The organism is Arcicella aquatica (assembly GCF_034928825.1).
GTDB classification, from domain to species: domain Bacteria; phylum Bacteroidota; class Bacteroidia; order Cytophagales; family Spirosomataceae; genus Arcicella; species Arcicella aquatica.
The window spans coordinates 82,799-108,209 of record NZ_JAYFUL010000002.1 but is presented as its reverse complement, the minus strand read 5'-3'; the positions used below and the strand labels follow the sequence as shown (position 1 = coordinate 108,209).

The 25,411-nt window shown below is 37.3% G+C and carries 19 protein-coding genes; 10 read left to right on the top strand and 9 right to left on the bottom strand.

The genetic code is table 11. The features are described from left to right. Positions 1 to 679 precede the first annotated feature (679 nt). The 5 genes from VB264_RS02530 (at position 680) to VB264_RS02510 (ending at position 5,001) form a co-directional block, all read left to right on the top strand. Complete coding sequence (locus VB264_RS02530; protein ID WP_309913032.1) at positions 680 to 925, top strand: type B 50S ribosomal protein L31; 246 nt, start codon at positions 680 to 682, stop codon at positions 923 to 925. A 237-nt stretch (positions 926 to 1,162) separates the two neighbouring features. Beyond that, positions 1,163 to 2,323, top strand: a complete 1,161-nt coding sequence (locus VB264_RS02525; protein WP_323246479.1) for a GlmU family protein — start codon at positions 1,163 to 1,165, stop codon at positions 2,321 to 2,323. A gap of 137 nt (positions 2,324 to 2,460) precedes the next feature. Further along, on the top strand, positions 2,461 to 3,570 hold the full coding sequence (locus VB264_RS02520) for a DNA polymerase III subunit (RefSeq protein WP_323246477.1): 1,110 nt from the start codon (positions 2,461 to 2,463) through the stop codon (positions 3,568 to 3,570). A 56-nt stretch (positions 3,571 to 3,626) separates the two neighbouring features. Continuing rightward, positions 3,627 to 4,556, top strand: coding sequence for a hydroxymethylbilane synthase (hemC, locus tag VB264_RS02515; RefSeq protein ID WP_323246475.1), 930 nt, complete (start codon positions 3,627 to 3,629; stop codon positions 4,554 to 4,556). A gap of 52 nt (positions 4,557 to 4,608) precedes the next feature. After that, entirely contained in the window at positions 4,609 to 5,001 is a 393-nt protein-coding gene (locus VB264_RS02510) for a hypothetical protein (RefSeq protein ID WP_323246473.1), read from the top strand. A 97-nt stretch (positions 5,002 to 5,098) separates the two neighbouring features. Here VB264_RS02510 and VB264_RS02505 read toward each other — a convergent pair whose 3' ends face one another. Then, positions 5,099 to 6,679 carry a GDSL-type esterase/lipase family protein gene (locus VB264_RS02505; protein WP_323246471.1) on the bottom strand — a complete coding sequence of 527 codons (1,581 nt, stop codon included), beginning with the start codon at positions 6,677 to 6,679 and terminating at the stop codon, positions 5,099 to 5,101. 228 nt (positions 6,680 to 6,907) lie between these two features. Between VB264_RS02505 and VB264_RS02500 the strand changes: the two genes are divergently transcribed. Then, the gene (locus VB264_RS02500) at positions 6,908 to 7,618 is read left to right on the top strand and encodes a peptidylprolyl isomerase (RefSeq protein WP_323246469.1); all 711 of its coding nucleotides are present in this window, start codon (positions 6,908 to 6,910) and stop codon (positions 7,616 to 7,618) included. Between the two features lie 24 nt (positions 7,619 to 7,642). Next, positions 7,643 to 8,557, top strand: a complete 915-nt coding sequence (locus VB264_RS02495) for an SDR family oxidoreductase (protein ID WP_323246467.1) — start codon at positions 7,643 to 7,645, stop codon at positions 8,555 to 8,557. A 258-nt stretch (positions 8,558 to 8,815) separates the two neighbouring features. Here VB264_RS02495 and VB264_RS02490 read toward each other — a convergent pair whose 3' ends face one another. The 8 genes from VB264_RS02490 to VB264_RS02455 all read right to left on the bottom strand — a co-directional run bounded on the left by VB264_RS02490 (position 8,816) and on the right by VB264_RS02455 (position 21,886). Beyond that, the gene (locus VB264_RS02490; RefSeq protein ID WP_323246465.1) at positions 8,816 to 10,531 is read right to left on the bottom strand and encodes a GMC family oxidoreductase; all 1,716 of its coding nucleotides are present in this window, start codon (positions 10,529 to 10,531) and stop codon (positions 8,816 to 8,818) included. A gap of 143 nt (positions 10,532 to 10,674) precedes the next feature. After that, positions 10,675 to 11,205, bottom strand: a complete 531-nt coding sequence (locus VB264_RS02485; protein ID WP_323246463.1) for a gluconate 2-dehydrogenase subunit 3 family protein — start codon at positions 11,203 to 11,205, stop codon at positions 10,675 to 10,677. Positions 11,206 to 11,394: 189 nt separating this feature from the next. Then, the gene (locus VB264_RS02480; protein WP_323246461.1) at positions 11,395 to 13,641 is read right to left on the bottom strand and encodes a GH92 family glycosyl hydrolase; all 2,247 of its coding nucleotides are present in this window, start codon (positions 13,639 to 13,641) and stop codon (positions 11,395 to 11,397) included. Between the two features lie 68 nt (positions 13,642 to 13,709). After that, positions 13,710 to 14,822, bottom strand: coding sequence for an acyltransferase family protein (locus tag VB264_RS02475; protein WP_323246459.1), 1,113 nt, complete (start codon positions 14,820 to 14,822; stop codon positions 13,710 to 13,712). Between the two features lie 111 nt (positions 14,823 to 14,933). Then, the gene (locus tag VB264_RS02470; RefSeq protein ID WP_323246458.1) at positions 14,934 to 16,517 is read right to left on the bottom strand and encodes a RagB/SusD family nutrient uptake outer membrane protein; all 1,584 of its coding nucleotides are present in this window, start codon (positions 16,515 to 16,517) and stop codon (positions 14,934 to 14,936) included. Between the two features lie 115 nt (positions 16,518 to 16,632). Further along, the gene (locus VB264_RS02465) at positions 16,633 to 19,983 is read right to left on the bottom strand and encodes a TonB-dependent receptor (protein ID WP_323246457.1); all 3,351 of its coding nucleotides are present in this window, start codon (positions 19,981 to 19,983) and stop codon (positions 16,633 to 16,635) included. A gap of 254 nt (positions 19,984 to 20,237) precedes the next feature. Further along, entirely contained in the window at positions 20,238 to 21,242 is a 1,005-nt protein-coding gene (locus VB264_RS02460) for a FecR family protein (RefSeq protein WP_323246455.1), read from the bottom strand. 86 nt (positions 21,243 to 21,328) lie between these two features. Continuing rightward, positions 21,329 to 21,886 carry an RNA polymerase sigma factor gene (locus VB264_RS02455; RefSeq protein ID WP_323246453.1) on the bottom strand — a complete coding sequence of 186 codons (558 nt, stop codon included), beginning with the start codon at positions 21,884 to 21,886 and terminating at the stop codon, positions 21,329 to 21,331. Between the two features lie 197 nt (positions 21,887 to 22,083). On the opposite strand from VB264_RS02455, the gene VB264_RS02450 reads away from it, so the two are divergent. From VB264_RS02450 to VB264_RS02440, 3 genes are all read left to right on the top strand, one after another. Further along, complete coding sequence (locus tag VB264_RS02450) at positions 22,084 to 23,202, top strand: glycoside hydrolase family 26 protein (protein WP_323246451.1); 1,119 nt, start codon at positions 22,084 to 22,086, stop codon at positions 23,200 to 23,202. Between the two features lie 200 nt (positions 23,203 to 23,402). After that, complete coding sequence (locus VB264_RS02445; protein WP_323246449.1) at positions 23,403 to 24,521, top strand: TolB family protein; 1,119 nt, start codon at positions 23,403 to 23,405, stop codon at positions 24,519 to 24,521. 20 nt (positions 24,522 to 24,541) lie between these two features. Continuing rightward, positions 24,542 to 25,399 (top strand): sugar phosphate isomerase/epimerase family protein, encoded by an 858-nt coding sequence (locus VB264_RS02440; protein WP_323246447.1) that lies wholly within the window; start codon positions 24,542 to 24,544, stop codon positions 25,397 to 25,399. Positions 25,400 to 25,411: the final 12 nt, after the last annotated feature.

The window sequence follows — 25,411 nt, the reverse complement described above, 5'->3', positions numbered from 1 at the left end:
AGAAATCAAATAATCATACCATGACTATATCATTCATACCAATTTGGTGGTGTTCAGATGAACACAAACTGTTTGTTTTTCATTCCGCAATCTCCATTATTTTTTATTCAAATCATTGTTTTTTCTTTGAAAGGGAAAAATGATTTAAAATGATTGAATCTAAAATTTTGAGAATTTATATAATAGCTATCGCAAAGAAATCAAAATCTGATTCGATAGGCTAAATCTTTAAATAACTGCAAAGGCTTTTTGCTGGATGGTTTCGGTATGCACTTCAAAGATAACAATTTCTTAATCTATTCGCAATGTACAATTGACTAAGAAAAACATTCATAAAAAGTAAACTATTCGTTATGTACAATAAGTTTTGGTTTTTTGCCACGCTACGAAGTATTCAACTTGGAATAATTATACGGGAGCACACGAAAAAAAAATCGAAAAAAAATCGATTACTTTTTCTTAAAAACTTAAATCAAATTACCTTAAAAAAGTTTTTGAAACCACCAAAAAAAATGTAATTTTGCACCCTCAAATAGAAAAGTGCCTTTGTCGATTGTTATCAGTAATTCGTTTAATTTACCTTAAACACTTTGAATACTGTATCTCCCAATTTAACAACAGACTAATTATATACAAATACAGAGACGGCGGGGAATCGTCTCAAAATCAAAATATTACCATGAAACAAGGAATTCATCCAGATTACAGACCAGTGGTTTTCCATGATTTGTCTGCTGATTACAAGTTTTTAACGCAGTCATGTGTTAAAACTACTGAAACTACTGAATTTGAAGGAGAAACTTATCCAGTATTCAAAATCGAAGTTTCTTCTCAATCACACCCATTCTATACAGGTAAAAACGTATTGTTGGATACTGCGGGTCGTGTTGATAAATTCTACAAGCGTTTCGGTGGAAAGAAATAATTCTTCCGCTCAACAGGAGTCGAAATTAACAAAAAGCCTTTTAGAGAAATCTGAAAGGCTTTTTTGTTGTAAAATATCGGCAATATATCACGTATCTTTGTAGGCATAAACCTGTTGATGATAAACAGATAATATTTAAGGTATAAAGTGGCTGTTATTCATCTGCTAATTTTGTATCATTACAACATATCATAAAATAATCTTGCCCTGCGGACGGGACCGTCCGTGCTAAGCTTTATGAATTTTATTCTTTTTGATGAAATACAGATTCGTCAGTCTTTGTTGCCTCTAACTTTTACGCGCCCTGTTAGTGAAATCCGCATAGGGATACAAACCATCAGTCAGAAATGGCAGGACTTCCTAGGGAGCGATGTGTCATTTTATACACAAGATTATTTACAAGCCAAATATCCCCTCGTGTTGGCTGATGATAATGTATTTATCAATGGTGCTGTTTGCCCTACCGCATTATTAACAGAAGCTATTTTAGGGTTAGCACCCGCTACTGCTTTAGTACAAGGAGAACTTATTCTTGCTTATAGAAGCAAAGCTGTAACTGATGTATTTGACGATACAGTGGCTTTTGAAGGAGAACTCAGAATCATCCGCCAAGCGATTGATATTTATACACACAATGGCGAGCAAATTATGAGTGACTTCCAAAGAATTACTAAAAACAGGACTTCACAGCCCATTAATGATAGATTTACGGCTTTTTATAATGAATCACAGATTTTTATTGAAGAAGGAGTAGAGCTGAAAGCAGTCGTATTGGATGCTAGCAATGGTCCTATCTATCTAGGGAAAGGAGTAAATATCCAAGCGGGAGCCTTGATTCAAGGACCTTTTGCTATCTGCGAAGACTCGGTGATAAATATGGGAGCTAAGATGAGGAGAAATACTACGATTGGTCCGTTCTCTAAAGTGGGCGGAGAAATCAGTAATTCCGTTATCTTTGGCAATTCAAACAAAGGGCACGAAGGTTTCATGGGTAATTCCGTGATAGGAGAATGGTGTAATTGGGGGGCAGATACGAATAATTCTAACTTGAAAAATGATTATTCAAAAGTAGAATTATGGAGTTATGTTACCAATCGATATGAAAATACAGGGTCGCAATTTGTGGGCTTAATCATGGCCGACCATTCTAAATGTGGTATCAATACGATGTTTAATACGGGTACGGTAGTAGGCGTGAATTGCAATATTTTTGGAGCTGATTTTCAACCGAAACATATTCCTTCGTTTTCGTGGAGTAATGGCAACGGAACGTTTAAAACTTATCATCTTCGCAAGGCAAACCAAGTAGCACGTGCTGTATTGGAACGTAGAGGCAAAGCGTTTGATGGAATAGAAGAACAAATATTAAAAGCAGTTTTTGAGCAAACTAGTGTTTAATTTGAAAATTTGAGAATTTGAAGATTTGAAAATGTGGATGGAAGAAAAATTAATTATTTTCAAATTTTCAAATCATCAAATGATGAGAGAACTCACTTTCAAATTTTCAAATCATCAAATTTTCAAATCGAAAGTAAATGTTATTTAAAGATATTCCAGGGTTAAGGGCTATTAAAGATACGCTGATTCGATCGGTGCAGATGAACCATGTGGCTCATGCCCAATTGTTTCATGGAGCAGTTGGTGGAGCCAATCTGGCTTTAGCATGGGCTTATGCCACTTATATAAATTGCGAAGAAAGAGGCGAGGAGGATGCTTGCGGGCGTTGTGCTTCGTGTGTCAAAATGGCAAAAATGGTGCATCCAGATATTCACCATATTTTCCCAACGCCTAGTGCCAAAGAAACCATCTTAGAATTATTGCCTACTTGGCGGAAGTTTTTAATTGAAAGTCCGTATCGTAGCCTGACCGACTGGCTAGAATTTACAGGAGCAACGGGTAATAAACAAGGTATTATTCCGATTAAGGAAGCACATAATATCATTGATAAAATCTCGCTGAAAGCTTTTGAGGCTGAATATAAAATATTGATTATCTGGCAACCAGAGTTAATGAACATAGAATCGGCGAATTCTTTATTGAAAATTTTAGAAGAACCGCCTATCAAAACCTTGTTTATTCTCGTATGTAATGATGCGAATAAGTTATTAACAACCATACTTTCTAGAACCCAAAGGGTGATGATTCCTGCACTTTCGGATGAAGACACTGTTGAGTATCTGGTTCAGAAAGAAGGCGTCGTTAAAGAAAGAGCCAAGCAGATTGCTTATTTATCAGAAGGGAATATTTCAAAAGCCGTTGCCCTGACAGGTCAAGATGGACAAGCACAACATGAGTGGTTTGCTAAATGGATGCGGATGGCTTATAAGCTCGATGCGGCCACCTTGATAAAATTAGCCGACGAATTTGATACATTACCCAAAGAAGAGCAAAAAGGAATGATGGAATACGGATTGAATATTTTCAGAGATTTGTTACTGTGGAAAAACGGTGCGGAGGTTTTAGTAAGGTTAGAAGGAGAGGAGCTTACTTTCGTTCAGAATTTTTCGAAAGCAGTAAAAATAGAAGCCATCGAACAGATTGTACAGGAATTCAGTCAAGTATATTATTATTTAGAACGAAACGCAAGGGCGAAGATTTTACATTTAGATTTATCACTAACCGTCGGTAGATTGTTTAAAAGTTAATAAAAACATTCATCATAAAAGCTTACAGCTTACAGCTCAAAGCTAATAAGTCAACCATGAGTACAATAAAATTAGGAACGAGAGGGTCAAAACTAGCCCTTTGGCAAGCATACTTCATCAAAGAAACACTAGAAAAAGGCGGTTTAGCCGTTGAGATTGTCATTATTAATACTAAAGGAGACCAAATTTTAGACCGCTCGTTGTCAAAAATTGGCTCAAAAGGTGTATTTACAGAGGAATTAGAAGAGAAACTTCGTTCTGGAGAAATTGATATAGCACAGCATTCTGCCAAAGACTTGCAGTCGGAATTAGCAGATGATTTAGAATTGATTGCTTTTACCGAACGTGAAAAAGTAAACGACGTTTTGGTAAGTTTTAATAAAAATATTTCTTTAGAAAGTGGACAGCCCTTTGTAGTGGGAACTTCTTCTACACGTAGAGTGGCAATGTTGAAACACTTTTACCCACATATCCACACGGTAGATATGCGTGGTAATTTACAAACACGTTTAGCTAAACTAGAAAGTGGCGTTTGTGATGCTTTATTATTGGCTTATGCAGGCGTACATCGCATGGGTTATGAAGAACATATCGCAGAATTGATTTCGCTTGATACCTTTACGCCTGCGGTGGGACAAGGCTCTGTTGCCATAGAATGTGCAGCGAGTTTGGATGCTGAAAAGAAAGCCAAAATCAGAGCATTGTGTAACCATCCTGAAACTGAACAGCAATTATTAGCAGAACGTGCTTATCTGAGACGTTTGCAGGGAGGCTGTAGTATTCCTGTTTTTGGACTAGCTCAGCCTACTGAAAATAATGAATTAGCTATGACAGGGGGAATCATCAGTTTAGATGGGCAAGAAATCTTAAAAGAGACTATTACAGGAACAGATGCTATTGCCGTGGGCGAAGCCCTAGCTGAAAAGATTTTGACTTTGGGGGGAGACAGAATTTTGAAAGATATTCGTGCGGGGTTGAATAATTAGTGAGTTTGTGAATTGTGATTTAGTGATTACAGTAATATAACGGTTTTTACTTATGTCTGCTGAAAAGATATTCAAAAAACTTCGTTTAGATAGCGATAAAGCATTATTGATTGTGAATGCTCCGTCAGAGTATGGTTCGTTATTAGAAGGTGTAAATTATGATACTGAACCAAGAGCGGAGGGCATTTATGATTTTGTCCAAGTGTTTGCTATTCAACAAGCTGAATTAGAGACTTTGATGAAATCTGTGGGTAAGGCTGGTAAATTTGATTGTGTTTTCTGGGCTTGTTACCCTAAAGGCACAGGAAAAATAAAAAGTGACATCAAACGTGAAACAGTTTGGACAGCATTTGATTTGATTGAACTTCAAGCGGTATCGCAAGTAGCCATTGATGAAACTTGGTCAGCCTTGCGTGGCAGACCTACAACAATGGTAGGAAAGTAACTAATTTGAAGATTTGAAAATGTGAGAATTTGAAAATTAAATATTTATCAAAAAAATTTTCAAATCTTCAAATTCCCACATTTTCAAATTAAAAGAATTATTTCAAGGCTTTATTAATTGCCTCATTCGCTAATTTCTCCATGATTTTATAGCAACTGATGGTAGGATGTACGCCATCTTCAGCCATTTCTTTACTCAATCCATTTCTTTCATCTTTCAGAGGAGTAAAATAGTCAAGATAAACTAAATTGTTTTGTTTAGCTAATTGTTTAATCCCTTCATTTAATGCTATTACTTTAGCTGGAACGTCTTGAATTTCTTTTCTCCAAGGAAACGCAAATGCAGGCATTACCGAAGCCAAGATTACTTTGATATGATTAGCTTTAGCAATTTCTATCATAGATTGATAGTTTGACAACGTATAGTCTTGCATATAATCACCCGTATTTTCGGCAATATCGTTGATACCAATATTGATGATAACCACTTTTGGTTTCAAAGCCACTACATCCTGACGAAAACGGAGTAATGTTTGCGGAGACGTTTGTCCGCTGATGCCTCTTCCTACATAATTATTGGTGTTGAAAAAATCAGGGTCGGCCGATACCCATCCTTCGGTGATAGAATCTCCTGTAAATACTACCCTTGTTTTACCTTGTTTAGGTTCGCCAATTTCGGCATTGGCTTTTTTGTATTTTACTAGATTTGCCCAATCTCTTTTTTCTCTTTCAGCATTTTGTTTTGAAAACGTTTCTAATTGCTCTTCGCTAAATTGCTGTTCCCATTTGTTTGGGTAACGTTTTTTGAGATAACCTTGTAGCTTCAACCAATCGCCAAAACGTTCGTACCAAGTATCCGTCGGTATTTTTTGTTTATTCATGCCAAAACCATGACCGCCCCTTTCGTAAATATGTATTTCTACAGGTTGACCAGCGGCTTTCCAGTCTAGGTACAACTGTGCATTAGCAGGAGCAAAGCCTAGCTGGTCGTCAGAAGCTAAAGCGATAAAAATGGGCGTTTTGGCTTTAGGAATATTTTTGATGTCGTCTAGTGCTTTGGTATATGGATAAATCGGTGCAATAAAATTGGGTTTACTCTCTTCAGTAGCTTGATAAATAGCGCCTAATGTTAACGTTCCTCCTGCCGAAAAGCCCATCATGCCTATTTTAGTAGGGTCAATGTCATATTTTTCAGCATTTTTTCTAATGTATTTAATGGCTGTTGAAGCATCTTGAATGGCTAAAGGAATAATGGGGGCGTTTTCTTCATCCAAGGTTTTAAAATTAGACATTTTACCCGTTAATTCTTTTACAGGGTCATTTGTGAAACTTCTGGCAACCCTGTATTTCAAGACAAAGGCAGCAATACCTTTTGAGTTTAAATATTTGGCTACCTCAATGCCTTCATTATCAATCGAAAGCGTATGAAAAGCACCGCCTGGAGCAATCAATATGGCTGTTCCTGTAGCTTTTTCTTTATCAGGTAAATAGGCAGTAATACTTGGAGATGATACGTTATAGATAACTCTGGTATTAAATACATTCGTGTTATTTTCGGCTTCTGACCATGTCCAGCTTTCTGAACCTGGGGCTTTGTCTGAATACAATTTGATGACTTCTTGGGCGAATAATGAGGCACTCGTTAACAAGATGCTACAGAAGGTAAATAAAATTTTCATGGTTTGATTTAACATTTGAGAGGGTTTTGTTGAGCGATATTTTGGATAACCAATGTTAGCCAAAAATTCCTTAATATTCATCATGTCTTACGATTTTTTAATGATGACGAAACCAGTCTATTCCTTGAAAACTGCAAGAGGTTTTATCAACAAGATTCTGGCTATCCATTCAAAAAATAGTATATTGAGTTTTCATCCATTCATCCAACTAAATACGCATCGTTTGACATGAATTCAAACAAAAAAATACTCTTATACTTTATTGTATCGTCTATTGCTTTTCAAACTTTCTCACAGCGTAAAAGAAAAGACTACCTCGTAACTTTTACTACTCCTTTTGGAAAAATGCATGCTATTTTGCACAACGAAACACCCCAGCACAAAAAGAATTTTTTGAAACTAGTAGATGATAAATTCTATGATGGATTACTGTTTCATCGTATCATCAACACATTTATGATTCAGGGAGGTGACCCAAATTCAAAAAAAGCCAAAGCAGGAGAATTGCTCGGTAATGGTGATGTGGGCTATAAAGTGCCAGCGGAAATCACGCCTGAATTGTTTCATAAAAAAGGAGTAATAGCCGCCGCTCGTGATAATAATCCCGAAAAAGCCTCCTCGGGGTGTCAGTATTATATTGTGCAAGGACAGGTTTGGAATGATTCAACTTTGGCTAGACAAATGGCTAGGAGTCCGTTGAGAACTTATACTGAAGAGCAAAAAAATGTTTATAAAACCATTGGTGGAACACCTCATTTGGATGGTAATTACACAGTTTTCGGACAGGTGATTGATAACTTATGGGTGATAGATTCAGTGGCTAGTCAGCCAAGAGATAAGAATAATCGTCCTTTGAAAGATATTGCCATGAAAATTACCTGTAAAAAGATGCGTAAAAAGAAGATTACTAAATTGTATGCATATACGTTTGGAGAGTAAATTTTGAAATACAGAAGTAATAATATGTTAAAAAAGAAAATACTAATCACAGGATCAAATGGGCTGTTGGGACAAAAGCTAGTTTCATTACTGGCGAATCACGCTGATATTCATTTGATTGCTACTGCCCGTGGTAACAATCGTTTGTCATTTACAGAGGGCTACGAATATCAGGAAATGGATATTACTAATCCCGAACAAGTAGCGGAGGTAATTGAAAGGATTCAGCCTAATGCCATTATCAACACTGCAGCCATGACGAACGTTGACCAATGTGAATTTGAAAAAGATTTGTGTTGGGCAATGAATGTAAAGGCAGTAGAGTATTTGGCGGAGGCTTGCGAAAAACACAATATTTATCTTTGCCATCTTTCTACTGACTTTGTTTTTGATGGAATAGCTGGTCCATATTCAGAGGAAGCACAGCCAAGCCCAGTAAGTTATTATGGTTGGACAAAGTATGCAGCAGAGGAAGTGGTAAGACGTTCGACATGTCGTTGGAGTATTGCCAGAACAGTTTTGGTCTATGGTATCGTTTCGGATATGAGTCGTAGTAACATTATATTGTGGGTAAAGAAATCGTTGGAAGAAGGTAAAAGTATTAAAGTAGTAACCGACCAGTTTCGCACGCCTACTTTGGCAGAAGATTTAGCCAAAGGCTGTTGGTTGATGACTGATAAAGAAGCAGAGGGGATTTTTCATATTTCGGGAAAAGACTTTTTAACGCCCTATGAAATGGCGATTAAAACGGCTGACTTCTTTCAATTAGATAAATCACTCATTAGTACAGCTAATGCTAATAATTTCACACAACCTGCCAAACGCCCACCGAGAACAGGATTTATTTTAGACAAAGCTATTTCCGTTTTAGGCTATAATCCCGTAAGTTTTGAAGAGGGGATTGCGATTGTGGCAGAGCAAACGCAAGCTTTATTATAATAGACCTCGTTTACTCATGCCATGACTTCAAGTCATGGCATGAGTTTGTTTTACGAACGAGCTTTCGACCATTATCACTAGCGGGTGACTTAAGTCACCCGCTAGTGATAAATACTTTGATTATCAGCAATATATTAACTTGTGGATAATCAGTAGGACTCAAATACCACCTTCTAGTACCTTGCAGAATAAGGTCAACTAATAAAAAATCCCTACAAGAAATCATTCCTGTAGGGATTTTTATTGAGTTGAATATTACTAAAGATTCAATTTCTTCAATTCTTTCACCGCAAAATCTGCTGCTCTGGCTGTAAGTGCCATATACGTAAGCGATGGATTTACACATGATGCAGAAGTCATGGCTGCACCATCCGTCATAAATACGTTTTTCACAGCGTGTACTTGGTTATGGGCATTCAATACCGAAGTTTTAGGGTCACGTCCCATGCGGGCAGTTCCCATTTCGTGAATAGCCATACCTAAATAAGAACCATTATCATAAGTTCTTACATTTTTTACGCCTGATGATTCCAACATTTCTTTGGCATCGTTCATCATGTCGATACGCATTTTCTTTTCGTTTTCACGTAAGTCCGCATCAAACACAACTACTGGCAAGCCCCACTTATCTTTAGTGGTTTTATCAAGGAACATTCTGTTTTCGTAATATGGCAAAGTTTCTCCAAAACCACCAAAGCCCATCGACCAGTTACCTGGTTGTGTTACTTCGTTTTTGTAGTCAGCACCAAAAGTAAGTTCAGCTACGTTACGTTGCCATCCTTGGCGACTTGCACCACCTTGATAACCAAAGCCACGTAGATAATCACGTTTGTCTGAACCAATGTTACGATAACGAGGTACATAAATACCATTCGCTCTACGTCCGTAGTAATATTTATCTAAATCACCTTCCCAAGTACCCGAAGCACCTGTACGGAAGTGGTGATCCATCAAGTTGTGACCTAACTGTCCAGAATCATTACCCATTCCTTCTGGGAAACGGTTAGAAACAGAGTTCATCATCAATGAAGTAGAACCGATAGTACTACCACAAACGAAGATGATTTTAGCAAAATACTCACGGTCTTGCATTGTTACTGCATCACGTACACGTACACCTGTAGCTTTTTTCTTGTTTTCATCGTACATGATTTCTGTTACGATTGAATCAGGACGTAAAGTCAGACGACCCGTTTTAGCCGCTGGTGGTAAAGTGCAAGATTGAGTGCTGAAGTAAGCCCCGAAAGGACAGCCTAATGAACATTTGTTACGATACTGGCAAGACGAACGACCAATACCTAATTGTTCTTTCGCAGCTTCCGAAAGGTTAGCAACACGCCCCATCGTTAGGTTACGACCAGGGAAGTTTTTTTCTAGGCGTTGCTTCACTTCTTTCTCTACACAGAACATTTCCATTGCTGGAAGGAATTCGCCATCAGGCAATTGAGGCAAACCTAATTTTTCACCCGAAATACCAGCGTATTTCTCTACATAAGAATACCAAGGAGCAATGTCTTTATAACGAATTGGCCAGTCAACCGCAATACCATCTTTTAAATTAGCTTCAAAGTCGATGTCACTTAAACGATAAGATTGACGGCCCCACATGATTGATTTTCCACCAACGATGTTTGGACGATACCAGTCAAAACGTTTTTCTTCTTTATATAATGAGTCTGAATCATTCATCCAGTATTTTTCAGTCATTTCATTGTACGGATAATCACGGGCTAATTTTGGATGGGATTCTTTTTGTTCTATTGTTAAACGACCATTGTATTTCATTTCCCAAGGGTCTTTCATGGCATTTTCGTAGCCAGTAACGTGTTCTAATTGCTTACCTCTTTCAAGCATTAGTACTCTTAAGCCTTTTTCGGTTAATTCTTTAGCAGCCCAACCACCAGAAACGCCTGAACCAATTACAATGGCATCATAAGTCATTCCTTTAACTGCATCTATATTCAAATTTGACATCTCCTGATATGAGTTTTAAGCTTTGAGCTACTAGCGGTCAGCTTTTTGTTTTATAAAATAAAATTGGTAATAATTTTGAGAAATGACAGATGAATTTAGATAACAAAGCTTAAAACTCATCACTCACAATTCATCACTCATACTTACAGTGCCCACGCTTTTTGTCCCGGCTTCAACGGTACACAACCTTGGAATTTCCCCGGAATCGGTAGGTATGCCAATGCTTTAGTAGCACCAATTTCAGACGTAAAGTAGCCAGTTACTGTCAATTCTTTCATTCTTTGGAAGAAAGGCTTATCGTTGATAGTACTTAGCTTAACCATTTCATTTTTCTGAGCAGTATCTAATTCCACAAAACCTTTTCCAAATTTAGCTTTGCTATCAGCATCTAATTTTGCTAAACCTGCATAGAATTTTTCTTGATCTTCTTTTTTATAACAATCACGCATGACACGAACAATGAATTTTTCAGCGCCAGCAGCTTTCGCACCAGGAGTATCAGTGGTTGGAATAATAATATCAGCAACCTCCGCAAGCAAAGCTTCTTGCTCAAGACTCACACTTACACTGTTGCCAGTATTAATAATTTGTCCCATTACTCCTGCCATTAAAGGGGCAGAAAGCACACCTCCCATCAGAAGGGCAACTCGTTGGACGGCTTCTCTACGGTTCATATTTTGGTTAAATAATTGATTATTAGATTATTAAAAAACGTTGTACTCAGCAGTTTATACTTTTTAGTAAAGTAAAGAAAAAAACGTTATCAAATTACGGTCAATATAAGTTTTTATTGAAATAGTTTAACTCTGCCCTGTGTTATTATGAGTTTACGAGATGATGAGTTTAGGGTTTAAACCTTAAACTCATAAACCTTTAGGCTTACTGCTCATCGTAAATACTAAAACACCACCTGCCATAATTTGTTGATGAGTAATGAATTTTTCAGTAAAAGGCTTTCCATTGAGTGTAGCCGATTGGATATATGGCGTTTTTATCGAATTACCTTTCGCAATGATCTTAAACTGCTTTCCATCAGGTAAATTGAGGGTTGTTTCATTAAAAGTAGGACTACCAATTACATAGTTTGGCGTACCAGGACAAACTGGATAATACCCCATCATGCTAAAAACCAACCAAGCTGACATCTGTCCGCCATCTTCGTTGCCACTCATCCCACCTGCCGAAATATCGTATTCTTCTTTGATAATCTGACGTACTTTTGCTTGTGTTTTCCAAGCCTGATTAGCAAAAGGGTATAAATATACAATTTGATTGTTGGGTTCATTGCCATGCCAATAATAACCTTGGTCGAATAAGGTATCTAGCTTTTCTATAAAGCGTTTTTGTCCACCAACGTGTTTTATCAAACCTTCCACATCGTGGGGCACGTAAAAAGTATATTGAGCAGGCGAACCCTCGGTAATGAAACTACTACGTTGTGCAAAGGGGTCGAATTTGCGAATCCAACTGCCATCAGAATAACGTCCACGTGCATAGCCAGTTTGTGGGTCTATTACGTTTTGATAGTTTTTAGCACGTTTCATCAAGGTTTCATAATCAGCTTTCTCACCCAGCTTTTGGGCTACTTGTGCTAACACAAAATCATCATAAGCATATTCTAAAGTACGTGAAACTTGCTCTCTTTTGTGGAAAGCCTGCCAAACGGAATCTTCGAGCGGGATATAATTGTATTTTAAATAAGATGCCAAGGCTCTTCTTCCTTTGCCTTCTTCATAGCTCTTTTGGTTTGTGTTTACTTCAAAAGCATTTTTACGCATATATTGATAAGCCGTTTTAATATCAAAACCTTTGATGCCCTTGATGTAGGCATCGCCAATGGCAGCAATGGCGTGGTCGCCAATCATGGCCGCAGTATAATGATTCCAGCACGGAAAAATAGGCAACCAAGTACCTTGTTCTGCTTTTTTGACTAAAGATTGCATCATATCTGCAGTTACTTTTGGTTCTAGCAAAGTATGCAAAGGATGCACCGCTCTGTAAGTATCCCACAGGTTATAATCTTCATAATAATCAAAACCTTTGGCTTGGTAAATGTTATCATCATCGGCAAAACCAGTATAAGAACCATCAATATCCGAGAATACCCTTGGTGTCAGTTTGGTATGATATAAGGCAGAATAAAACAAAGTTTTATCATATTCAGTACCCTTTACTTGGATTTTGCCAAGAGCTTTATTCCAAGCTAAGTTTGATGCTCGACGAGTTTTTGAAAAATCCCAATGGTTGATTTCACCTTCCAGATTCTTTCTGGCTCCTTCCAAACTAGTAAACGAAGTACCAATGCGTACTTTTACGATTTTATTGCCGAATTGTGCATAAGCCCCAACAGCCTGTTTTTGTCCATTTCCTTGTGTTTGTACAGATTTGGCATTTATATCATTGTTCTTCCAAGTGCCATAATCTGTAAAGGCTTGGTCAAATTGAATAACAAAGTATCCACTGAAACCTGCGGGCTTACCAAAACCTTGATAAATTCTGTGGACGGGATTATAACCAACTATTTCGTTTTTTTCAGGATGAATCTCTACAAAACCTTCGCCTTCGTCTGAATTGGGTTCAATCACTATATAATTATCCTGATGTTGGCTAAAAGTAAATTGTAAAAATCCTGCACGAGATAGGGCTGTCATTTCGGATTTGATATTCCCTTTTTTCAGATTTACCTGATAATAATAAGGCTTTACTATTTCAGTTTTTCGGTCGAAATCACTTCCTCTGTCTGTAGTATTCACATTCAGTTTACCAGACATAGGCATGATAGTCACACTGCCATAGTCTTGTACACAGCTTCCATTCATCCAATGAGTTCCTCTAAAACCCTGAATTTTAGTATCGTTATAATAAAAAGGAGGAATACACTTTAATTCAGTAGCTCGGGTTTGGGGCGTCCAAGAGGTCATCCCTTGTGGCACACCGATGGCTGGTACAATCTGCCCTTTCATTTCCGACCCTGCTTCACTATGTTTTTTAGCACTTTCGGTCGTGCTAGGGGCTGAGCCAATGAGGGGATTTACATAATCGACGGGCTGTTTTTGGGCTATGCTTGCTAAAGGAAATAACAAAACCAAAAGAATATTTTTTTTGCTCATTTTATTGAAAATATGTTGCTTCGATTTTTTGGTAATATTTTTATAAAATAGGTTAAGTTGGTATTTTTCTAGACTTTCAAAAACCATTTCTGGCGATATAAAAAATACAAGAAACCCAACTGCACCAAAACAATTCCTGTCGCTAATCCTACAAGTTGCCACGGGGTATTAAGGTGTTGAATTAATCCTCCAAACAAATAATTGGCTGTTGACTCAAAGTTAATTAAACCATGAGCTGCCATATAAATGGTAATGGAATTCATGCCAATCCAAACGAACGGAGCTATCCAAAATTTGATAGCTAGTACATCTATCACTAAATAAAAGAAAGCCATAAACAGTAAACTAAAACCACCCGAGCAAAGTACAAATGAACTAGTCCACATGATTTTATTAATAGGGAAAAATGGATTCCAAAGCCAAGCTAAAGAGATACAAATGATGCCAAAAGCTGACATTATTGCAACTTTTTTAAACCCTGCGATAGAAGTTGATTGTAAAAGTTTTCCTGTAAAAATTCCTAATAATGCATTACAAATGGCAGGTAAGGTTGATAACAGTCCTTCAGGGTCATAAACTTTTCGATGAAGTTTTCCGGGTAAAAAGAGACGGTCGAGATATGCGGATAAATTGCCTTTTTTGGTCAAAATGCCAGCACCAAAATTGGGGACAGGTACATAGTTCATCAGTAAAAAATAGCCTATAAGAATACCGAAGAAAATAAAGATTTGCGTTTTGAGGTCTGTATAAATAAAAATAATTCCTGCGAATAGACAGGAAAGGGCGATTCTGCCTAGCACACTGGCAATGCGTGTGTTTTCATACCCTTGCCATTTGAATAAACCATTGACGATGGTACCAAGAATAATCAAGATGAAGGCTCTTTTGAATAAGCTTTTTAATACCTGATTTTTAGAAGGCTGATTGGCTAATTGTTTGCCAATACTATAAGGCATAGAAACACCAGCAATAAAAATAAACAAAGGAAATATCAAATCATAAAAAGTAAAGCCATTCCAATCGGAGTGGTGTAATTGGCTAGACATCCAATTGATAACCGTGTTGTCAGAGGCTTTTGCCCATTCATGGATTAAGCCTTCGCCACTAATAATCCAAAACATATCAAAGCCTCTGAGGGCATCAAGTGATTGTAAACGCGAGGAAGGATTACTCTTTTGCATAATAAAGGGATACAATTTACATTTTCATAATGGCTCTTGAAAACAATAGCTTTGCACCAAGAAAACTCTTTGATACAAAGCTATTGATAATTAAGCATAATCAACTAAATCTTAATACCCAGGATTCTGAGTTAATGATTTGTTCAATTGCAAAGCATTTGTTGGGATTGGGAAAAGGCGTTTTTTAGGGTCAGTATCGGTTTTTACTCCCCATGTACCTTCGTATTTACCAAAACGAATCATATCGTTACGGTGCCAAGTTTCCCAAGCAAACTCTCTGGCTCTTTCTTCATAAAGTTGTTGTAATGTTACCGAAGTCCAAGGAGTAGAAGTTGTACGCTTACTCCTTACTTCATTCACTAACGAAATAGCCGTTTGTCCGTTTGTAGCAGTACCACCTTTCAAGATTGCCTCAGCTTTCATCAACAATACATCAGCATATCTGAAAATAGGTACATCGTTATTTTGGTTTCTAGTCGCCGAAGTACTATCAGCATAGAATTTATTGTTACGATAACCCATATTCCAAGCTTTCTCATCATTTCCTAAATCAAAAGTGGCAGGTTTTTTAATGATAACATCTGGTGTAATATCTACTTGATAAGTTAAAGCTGCTCCCGCATCTGCACCTTTATAATCTTCGTCATACCCCTGTTTGGTTGTGGCTACAGTTACAGGTACGCCCTTATAGTCGAATTGTTTACCCGTAATCCACTGCTGATTTCTTACGTCTTTAGGGTCGTTGTAATAGGCATAGTATTGTGGTAAAGTACTTGACGCCGAACTTGGTGTAAATGGTAAGCTGAATTTAGCACGTAATGACCTCGGCATGGAGTATCGAGCATAAAACATATAACCATTCGGGGCGGAGGCATCGTAAGGAATAGCAAAAATAAACTCCTTGATTTGCGGACCATTGTTTACAAAAAACATTTTGCGGTAATCACTTTCAATAGCATATTTACCAGAGCTAATGATGTTATCACAAGCAATGATGGCATCATTCCAACGAGCAGTACCTGTATAAACTTCAGCATTTAGATACATCTTTGCTAAGATGGCATAAGCTGTATATTTATTCGGGCGACCGTAAGTTTCTTGCCCAACTACCACACTAAGGTCAGGAAGGCTCTCTTGTAACTCTTTCTCGATAAACTTAAATACATCAGATCTTGCAGTTGTTCTAGCCGTAGTTGTATCACCAAATTTTGTTGAAATTGGGATATTTCCCCACATATCCATCATCATAAAATAACACATTGCACGCATGGTTCTTAGTTCTGCCAAACTTGTAAGTTTAGCTGTGGACTCTGGTGCTTTTGAAATCAAGAAAATATTCTGATTACTTGTACTGATGGTAGTTGTCAGCCATGCCCAAGCACTTTGTACGTGTGCGTTATCTTGATTCCAAGTATGTTTGTGATGTTGTTCATAACGTCCACCATCATACCAGTTTCCACCACGTGCTGGTAAAATCGCTTCATCGGTACTCAACGACTGTAAAAACCAGTAGTCTGTTGAATAGTTTTGACGAAAAGAATTGTACGTTGGTCCCGCAGCTTGGATAAACTGTGTAGGGGTTTGAGGGAAAATCTCTGGCGTTAGTTGTGTTGTTACGGGGACGTCAAGGTCATGACAAGCCATTAATCCACTTATGCTTGCAATGGTTATTATCAATTGAAATATTTTTTTCATCTGTTTCTAGCATTAATAGTTTTGAACAGTACCTAATTCTCTAAGAAGAAATCCTCAAAAACATCATTAATTCAGTAATTGCTTCTAGGTACTGTTTGAATTATTGTAAATGTTTTTAGAATGAGGCGGAAACACCAAACAAGAATGTACGGGTTTTAGGATAAAAATTATTAGAGTCAACACCAGGAGCAATACCGCCTTGATTAATCTCAGGGTCGATGCCTTTGTAGCCTGTTATCACAAACAAGTTATTTACTGAGGCATACAAACGAATACGCTTGATATCTTTAGTGATATTCTTGAATGAATACCCCAAAGTAGCATTGTCTAAACGTAAATAGCTTCCATCTTCCAAGAAACGAGATGAGTAACGATAAGAGTTAAAATCATTGGCTGATTCTTCAGCTACTTCAACAGGAATGTTAGTGAATCTGGCAGTACTTGGTCTGAACAAATCGGCACGCGTTACGTTCATGATTTTGTTACCTAGCACTGCTCTCATGAAGATATTCAAATCCAAATTTTTGTAAGTGAAATTGTTCGACCAACCTAATAATAATTTAGGCTGTGCATTTCCTATAGCTTTGTAGTCTTTTACGCTAACAGGTTTGGTCGTCAATTCACCTTTTGAGTTATAGTATTGCGATACCCCATTGGCATCTTTACCTGCATATTCATATGTAAAAAACTGACCAATTGGCTGTCCTGCTACAATCAATTGAATGGTTTCTCCCGTTTGTCCGCCACCATCTGGTTGAACGATTTTTACCGAGTCAGTTTTTAACGAAGCATTCGAAAGACTTAAAATTTTGTTTTCGTTGTGTGCTAAGTTAAAAGTAGTATTCCAAGAGAAATTCTTAGTTTTTACGGGGCTAGCATTCAAGGTAACTTCATAACCTTTGTTACTCATTTCACCCACATTGGCCGTTAAAGAACCATTTGGATACAACACCGTACTTACAGGATAAGTCCAAATTAAATCAGAGGTCTTTTTGTTGTAAACTTCAATGGTACCGCTAATTTTCCCCTTAGCTACCGAGAAGTCGATACCAAGGTTTGAAGTAGCTGTTTTTTCCCAACCTAAATCAGGGTTTTCGTTTTGTAATGCACCAATCGCAGCCTGTTGAGACCCATTATAGTAGAATGTACCAACGTTTCCGTAAATCAATTTAGTAGTATATGGGCTAAAACCTGCTGAGTTACCCGTTACACCATAACTAAGACGTAATTTTAATTCACTGAAAATCTGTTGTTTTTCCATGAATCCCTCTTGGTCAACTCTCCAAGCAAAACCTACTGCTGGGAAATAACCCCACTGCTTGTTCAAGCCGAATACCGAAGAACCATCACGACGGATTGACCCTTGCAATAAGTATTTGTTTTTGTAATTATAATTAACACGACCAAAGTCTGAGATTAAACGTACTTGTTGGTAATTATCACCACCATAATTTACTCTGAATGAGTTAACCGCATAAGGGTTACCTAAACCTAAATTGTTATAACCAACAGCATCAACGGGGAAGTTAGTACTAGTTGCTTGGAAACCGTCGCCGTTGATACTTTCTTGCCAAGAATAACCCACTACAGCATTAATTGAATGGTCTCCAATTTGTTTATCCCAAGTAAGATAAGTTTCTAATAAGCTCTGAGTATTTTGATACGCATTTCTTGTTGCCAAACCATTTGCACCTACTAAAGTGATGAAAGATGGGTTTCCCGGAGGTTCTGGCGTACTACGAATATTATTATAATATTGTGTATAATAACTGTTGTAGTATGCACCATAATTTGTTTGGAAGTTTTGGTACGAGAATTTTACATCATAAGTAAAACCCAATGGTAGTTTTAACTGACCAAAGAAAGTACCTACCAAAGTTTTATATTTCAAACGTTCTTGTCCATTTTCAATCAAAGAAACAGGGTTGTAATAACTAGTTTTGTTGAAGTTGTCATAAAAAGAACCGTCTGCCTTATGTACAGGAACTGTTGGCAAATAAGTCAACATTTGGGCTAAAACAGTGTTTCTATAAGGAACCCATTTGGCATCACTTACTGAATTGGTTACAGATAAACCCAATTTCAAATTATTGTTAAATGCTTTTTGTTCGATAGATAAACGAGCTACCACACGGTTTAAAGCGCTTGATTTAATGATACCATCTTGGTCGAAATAGTTGATACTTGCATTGTAAACAGTGCTTTCGCTACCACCACCAAATGAAATGTTATGGTTTTGGCTAATGGCCGTACTACGCTGAACAGCATCTTGCCAGTTGGTATTTGCACCTAAATCATCTTCTGGGGATAAAGCTTGCCCATTTTTGGTTAAGAATGCTTTCAATTGTGTAGTATTCATCATTTCATATTGCTTAGATACTTTATCAATCGCCATATATGAACTATATGATACCTGCATTTGTCCTTTGCTAGCACGTTTGGTAGTTACCATAATTACGCCATTGGCAGCACGGTTACCATAAATAGCCGTTGCAGCAGCATCTTTCAGGATGTCCATCGTAGCAATATCATCAGGTGCAATCAATGAAATATCAGCACCTGGCACGCCATCAATTACGAACAATGGCGATTGTGCTCCATCACGAAGCGAAGAAGCACCACGTAAAATAATAGCTGCCGCACGGTTAGGGTCACCACTACGCGTAATGTTTAAGCCCGGAACTTTACCTTGTAATAACTGGCCAACATCACTGATGGCTCCTCTGTTCATATCTTCTGGTTTGATAGTCGTAATAGCACTTGTCAAGTTTTTACGCGATTGCGTACCGTAACCTACTACTACTACTTCATCTAAACTTTGGTTTTCAACTAACATCGATACGTTGATTACCGAGCGACCATTTACTACAACTTCTTGTTTTTGATACCCAACAAAAGAGAAAATCAAGGTGTTGTTTCCGTCGGGTACAGCAATTTTATACTGTCCTTTTGTATCCGTTGAAGTACCTCTGTTGGTGTTTTTTACCAATACCGAAACTCCTGGTAGTGCTTGCCCTTTTTCATCGGTGATGGTTCCGCTGATTGTTTGTTCGGCGATTATTTCGTTTGGGATGATTGATTGAATGTTTTCTCTTTCGGCAACAGCTTTTTTACGAAGAAGAATACGATTATCAATTACTTCATACGAAATATTCAAGGGTGTAAGAAGGTCTGCTAAAACCTTCGATAATTTATCATCAGTAAAATTGAAAGACACAATTTGCCCTGCCTGAATGGCATTTGGGCTATAGACAAACTTAACATCTGCTTTCTTCTCTAGCTGGAATAATACCTTTTTAATAGTACTCGACCCAGTTCTTAGCGTAATACTTTTATTGAGTACCTCTTGCGAAAAAGCACTGTTTGCGAGAGAAATCCCGCAACAGATAATCGAAAGGAATAGTTGGGTAATGGTAATTCGCATCGCTTTGGAGAGAATCTTTTTAAATGATAATTTTTTTTTCATACTTTTAACTGTTTTTAAACTGTGAAATGTGGAAAAACAAACCCTAAGCATCGTTGCGATGCCACCGAATTGGCGTTTGGTGGGGTTTCTAAGGCCGGTAATGCTCGTAACATTATCGGCTTTTTCTTGTGAAAGCGACTATGTTTTCATGGAGTTAATGGGAATTAAGAGTTTTGAGTTTGGAATTAAGAGTTTTGAATGATGAGTTGTGAGTAAAAAAAAATATTCACAACTCACAACTCATCATTCACAACTCACTGACAGCCCACTCCATTGACAAAAATCACCGTTCCACGCTGTTCGTATGTAGCGTTGATGGATTTACAGATTAAATCAAGCTGGCTGTGTAATGGAATTTCATTCAAATCGGCAGTGAATACACATTTGTTTAACTCATGATTTTCAACAACAAATTCAATTTGATATGCTTCTTTTAAGCGATTGAGTACTTCAGTTAAGGGCGTTTCGTCAAAAATAAAATCTAACGCAGTGGCTGGTGTGTTGACAATGATGGGGTTTTCAACCAGACTAGGAATTATTTTTTTTGTTTCTTTATCAAAAGTGATTTTTTGATTAGGCGTCAAAATTACCCCGTTTTTATGAGTGCCTGTTTTTTCTGAATTTTCATAAACAGAAACCCTTCCCGTTACCACCAACACCTCAATCGCTTTTGAATCGTCGTAAGATTTAATGGTGAAACTTGTTCCAAGTACTTCTGTAACCAAATCGCGGGTATGCACAATGAATGGTTTTGATGGATTTCGTTTTACCTTAAAAAAAGCCTCTCCTTTCAAATACACATTGCGGTTTTTATCATTAAAGTGTTCTGGATAACTAATACTACTAGCGGCCTTCAATACAATTTCGCTGCCGTCTTCTAGTTTAATTTTTTGAGATTTAGAGGAGGTGTTTTTTACTTCAATTACGCCTAAGTTGCTATCTATGCTTTCGGTAAACGAGCTTGTATAAGCCGTAGTTTTTTGATAATAGAATAGTCCGAAAATGCCAATCATCAATGAAGCAGCAATGGCAATTGCTGTCCATTTAAAGCGACCAGAAATTACTTTGTTAGGAAACAAACTATGCTGGATTCTTTCCCAAAGGTGGTGTTCAATATTATTTTTTTCAGAAGGGCTCAATCTCAGTTCGCTATGTTTCAACATATTGTCGGACCATTCCTTTATCATCGCCTCTTCTTCAGTCGTGCAATCTCCGTCAAGGTATTTTTCTAATAATTTATCGAAATCGTATTGGTTCATCTTTCGTGAATTTTTCTGCAAGTATGGAGTTGATTTATCAAATGGTAGGCGTTGAATCGAGTTTAATATGCTTTAAAAGTGAATGTTTAGTTATCAGATTGATATACCTTTAAATTCTCTCTTAGTACTTTTAGCGATTTAGTGATATGATATTCTACGGCTTTTTCGCTGAGGTCTAAGCGTAGTGCGATGTCTTTTACCGATTGGTTTTCAAATCGACTCATCTTAAATACTTCGCAGGTTTTTTCTGGTAATTTCTTTAAGGCTTCATCTACTGCTTTTGATAAATCTGCAAAATGTACAATTTCTTCGGTTGAGAAAGACTGCTGTATTTCGTGAAAAATAATATACTCTTGAAACTTCCTATTAGTGATTTGAGACTTGATATAGTTGGTTGTAAGGTGCTTTATGGCTACCACCAAATAAGCACTCAAAAACCGAATGTTTAAATGCTCTCTTTTTAGCCAAAGACTTTCAAACAAGTCGTGTACAAGCTCTTCAGCTTCCTCTTTTGTGCCAGTTTCGTGATAGGCAACACCAAAAAGTTTGTACCAATAACGATGGTAGATTTCCTCAAAGGCCTTTTTGTCGTCCCTTTTCAGAAAGTCTATCAGTTGTTCGTCACTTAGTTGAGAATGCTTCATGTGATTGTTCCGGAATCGATATTTGATGTATAGTCAAACAAGTCGCTAAAATCCCTAAATGATTTTAAAAAATATTTTTAAAGTCCAATTTAAAGAGCTTTGATGTCCTGCTTACACTCAGAAAAGGGTAGAATGTGCATTTCTACGCGATATTTTTATGAATAATACATAATTCACTCAATTTTAAATTTTGAAACATGAAAAAGTTATTCATTTTACTTTTATTAAGTATCGTATTTGTCGAATTTAGCTTTGGGCAAATTGATAATAAAGCCACTAACGAAACCAAAGCCTTATACCAAAGTTTAGCAAAAATTTCCAAGAAAAATATTCTTTTTGGGCATCAACATGCCACTGAGTACGGACATGGATGGTTTGGTGAAGAAAACCGTTCGGATGTGAAATCTGTAACAGGGTCACATCCAGCTGTCATTGGTGTAGATTTAAGTGGATTGTCAGGTAGACCTTCAGCACAAATTGCTAAAACGGCTGAGTTATTAAGGAAAAATGTAGTGGATACCTATCATCGTGGAGGAATAACTACGGTAGCTTGGCATTTTTCTAATCCTGCATCCAAAGGTGGTTTTTATTGGAACGACACTGTTTCGGTAGTATCTATCGCATTGATAAAGCCCGGAGGGTCGCATCATGAAGCCTATAAAGAAATCTTAAAAACAATAGCTGATTTTGCTAAATCGGTAAAAGGGCAGGATGGCACGTTAGCACCTATGATTTTCAGACCTTATCATGAATTTGACGGTGATTGGTTTTGGTGGGGGAAATCTCATTGTTCTCGCGAAGACTTTATATCTGTTTGGCAATTTACGGTTACTTATCTGCGTGATAGTCTGGATGTTCATAATTTCATTTATGCCTTTTCACCCGACTGTAAATTTCATACAGAAAAAGAATTTCTAGACCGTTACCCTGGTGATGCTTGGGTAGATATGGTAGGAATGGACAACTATGCCGACTTTGGTAGAAATGGCAAGTATGATATTCAAACGGGCGTGAAAAAGCTGAAAATTGTAGCTGATTATGCCAAAAAGGCCAATAAATTGGCTGCTTTTACTGAAACAGGGTTAGAGTCAATTCCGAATCCTACTTGGTGGACTGAGACGTTATTGAAGGCACTTAAATCCGAAAAGATGAATTTAGCCTATGTGTTAGTTTGGCGGAATGATAGCAGAAGTCCAACCCACTTTTATGCGCCATTTCCAGAACAAGTAAGCGTACCCGACTTCCTGAAATTTTATAATGACCCTTACACGCTTTTTGAAAATGATTTAAAAGATGTGTATGGTAAAAATAAGTAATTAGCTTATTTATAATACATTTATCACTAGGGACCTCCCTAGTGATAAATGTATTGAAAGCTTACTCTATTTATTTAATAGCACTCGATTTAAGTCCATTTAAATTATCTCTTTATTTACTTTAAAAAATGTTGATAATCAGTTGGACTTAAATCGCTTAATTTTATATTACCATCCTCTCATATATTCAATTTATCACTATGAAAATCTATATTACTTTTTGTTTAATATGCTGTTGTTATTTAGGCTTTTCGCAAAATACTCCAGTCGGAATTTTTCAGAATCATGGCGACGTAGGGAAACCTAAAATTGCAGGTTCAGCACGCTATGATGAAGCCACGCAGACTTATTATGTCAAGGGGGCAGGTTATAATATCTGGTTTCAGCGGGATGAATTTCAATACTTGTACCAAAAGCTAAAAGGTGATTTTGTGTTGACAGCTAATTTTGAATTCATCGGTGATAAAGGCAATAATCACCGTAAATATGGCTGGATGATTCGCGAGTCAGCCGATGAATCCGCTGCGCATGTCAGTGCAGTATCGCATGGTGATGGCTTGACCGTGATGCAATGGAGAGTATTGCGTGGGGCTTATATGCGTGACCCTGAAGATGAAATCTTTTTTACAAAGAAAGGCTTTGAAGTGGTGCAGTTAGAAAGAATAGGCAAGAAAATTACGATGCGAGTAGCACATCAAGGTGAGCCATTACAAACGGTAGGGTCTTATACTTCAGAAATGAAGGATGTTGTTTTAGCTGGATTGTATGTTTGTTCGCATGATTCACTAGCGATTGATGAAGCTAAAATATGGAACGTTCGTATTGATAAGCCAGTCTATAATGCATCAAAAACAGAGAAAATACAGTCATTACCAACCCGTTTAACAAATGTGAATATCACCAATGGCTTGTGTAAAAATCTTTCAGTATCAGAAGTCAATTCCGTAACGGGTAAAGTAATTAATGAAACCAAAGTAGGAGCGAAACTTCAATATTCTTCTGTACTTAGCAAAGGCAATTCACAAATCTGGCGAATGAAAGCTGATGGTTCAGAAAAGGAGCAAGTAACGTTCGACGAGTATCAGAATACTGCCCCAAGTATTTCGCCAGATGGCAAATGGCTAGCTTTTATTTCATTTCCGAATGATACCGAAAATGCTAATCAATATACGCAGGCAATGGTCAGGCTAATTCCTTTAACGGGTGGCATTGGGGCAAAGGTTATTGCTCATTTTTATGGAAATCAAAGTACAAGTAATTCGCTTATTTGGTCAGCAGATAGTAAGTCTTTAAATTTTACAAATAGTATTTCTAATTAATAGAACCCAATTTTATGAATATGAAAAAACAATCTTACTTGATAGCAATTACATTGATGTTGTTGCTTAACATCACAGATACCTTTGCCCAAAAGAAAAAGCCTTTATTTAATTTTCCATTTGGGGTACAGGCTTATACTTTCCGTAAGCATTTCCCTGTTTCTGTCGAAAATACGTTGGATAAAATACAAGCAATGGGCATAACCGAACTAGAAAGTAGTGGAGCGAAGGGGTTGACTAATACAGAATATAAAAAGCTCTGTAATGACAGAGGTATCAGCATTCCTTCAGCGGGTTGTAGTTATGAACAATTAGAGAAAAATCCGCAAGAGATTGTGGATAATGCCAAGGCACTAGGAGCTAAGTATGTGATGTGTGCTTGGATTCCTCATAAAGGCAATGAATTTACCATCGAAGATGTCAAAAAAGCAGTTGAAGTTTTCAACAAAGCGGGAAAAGTGTTGAAAGAAAACGGACTAACTTTCTGTTATCACGATCACGGCTATGAATTCAGACCTTACGAGGGAGGTACACTGTTCGATTATATGGTAAAGAATACCAATCCCGCCTATGTATCTTTTGAAATGGATGTTTTATGGACGCTCCACGGTGGGGCCAATCCAGAAGCATTATTACAAAAATATGGCTCACGTTGGAAGTTGATGCACGTAAAAGATTTGAAAAAAGGGGTGATAGGTGATTCTTCAGGACATACTCCAGCAGAAAATGATGTTGTGTTAGGAACAGGACAAGCCAACTGGCCAGCCATCTTAAAAATAGCCAAAAAGATTGGCATCAAGCATTACTTCATCGAAGACGAAAGCGAACATGAATTAGAAAATGTGCCTTTGAGTCTTACTTATTTGAAGGGATTGTAGAATTTCATAGCA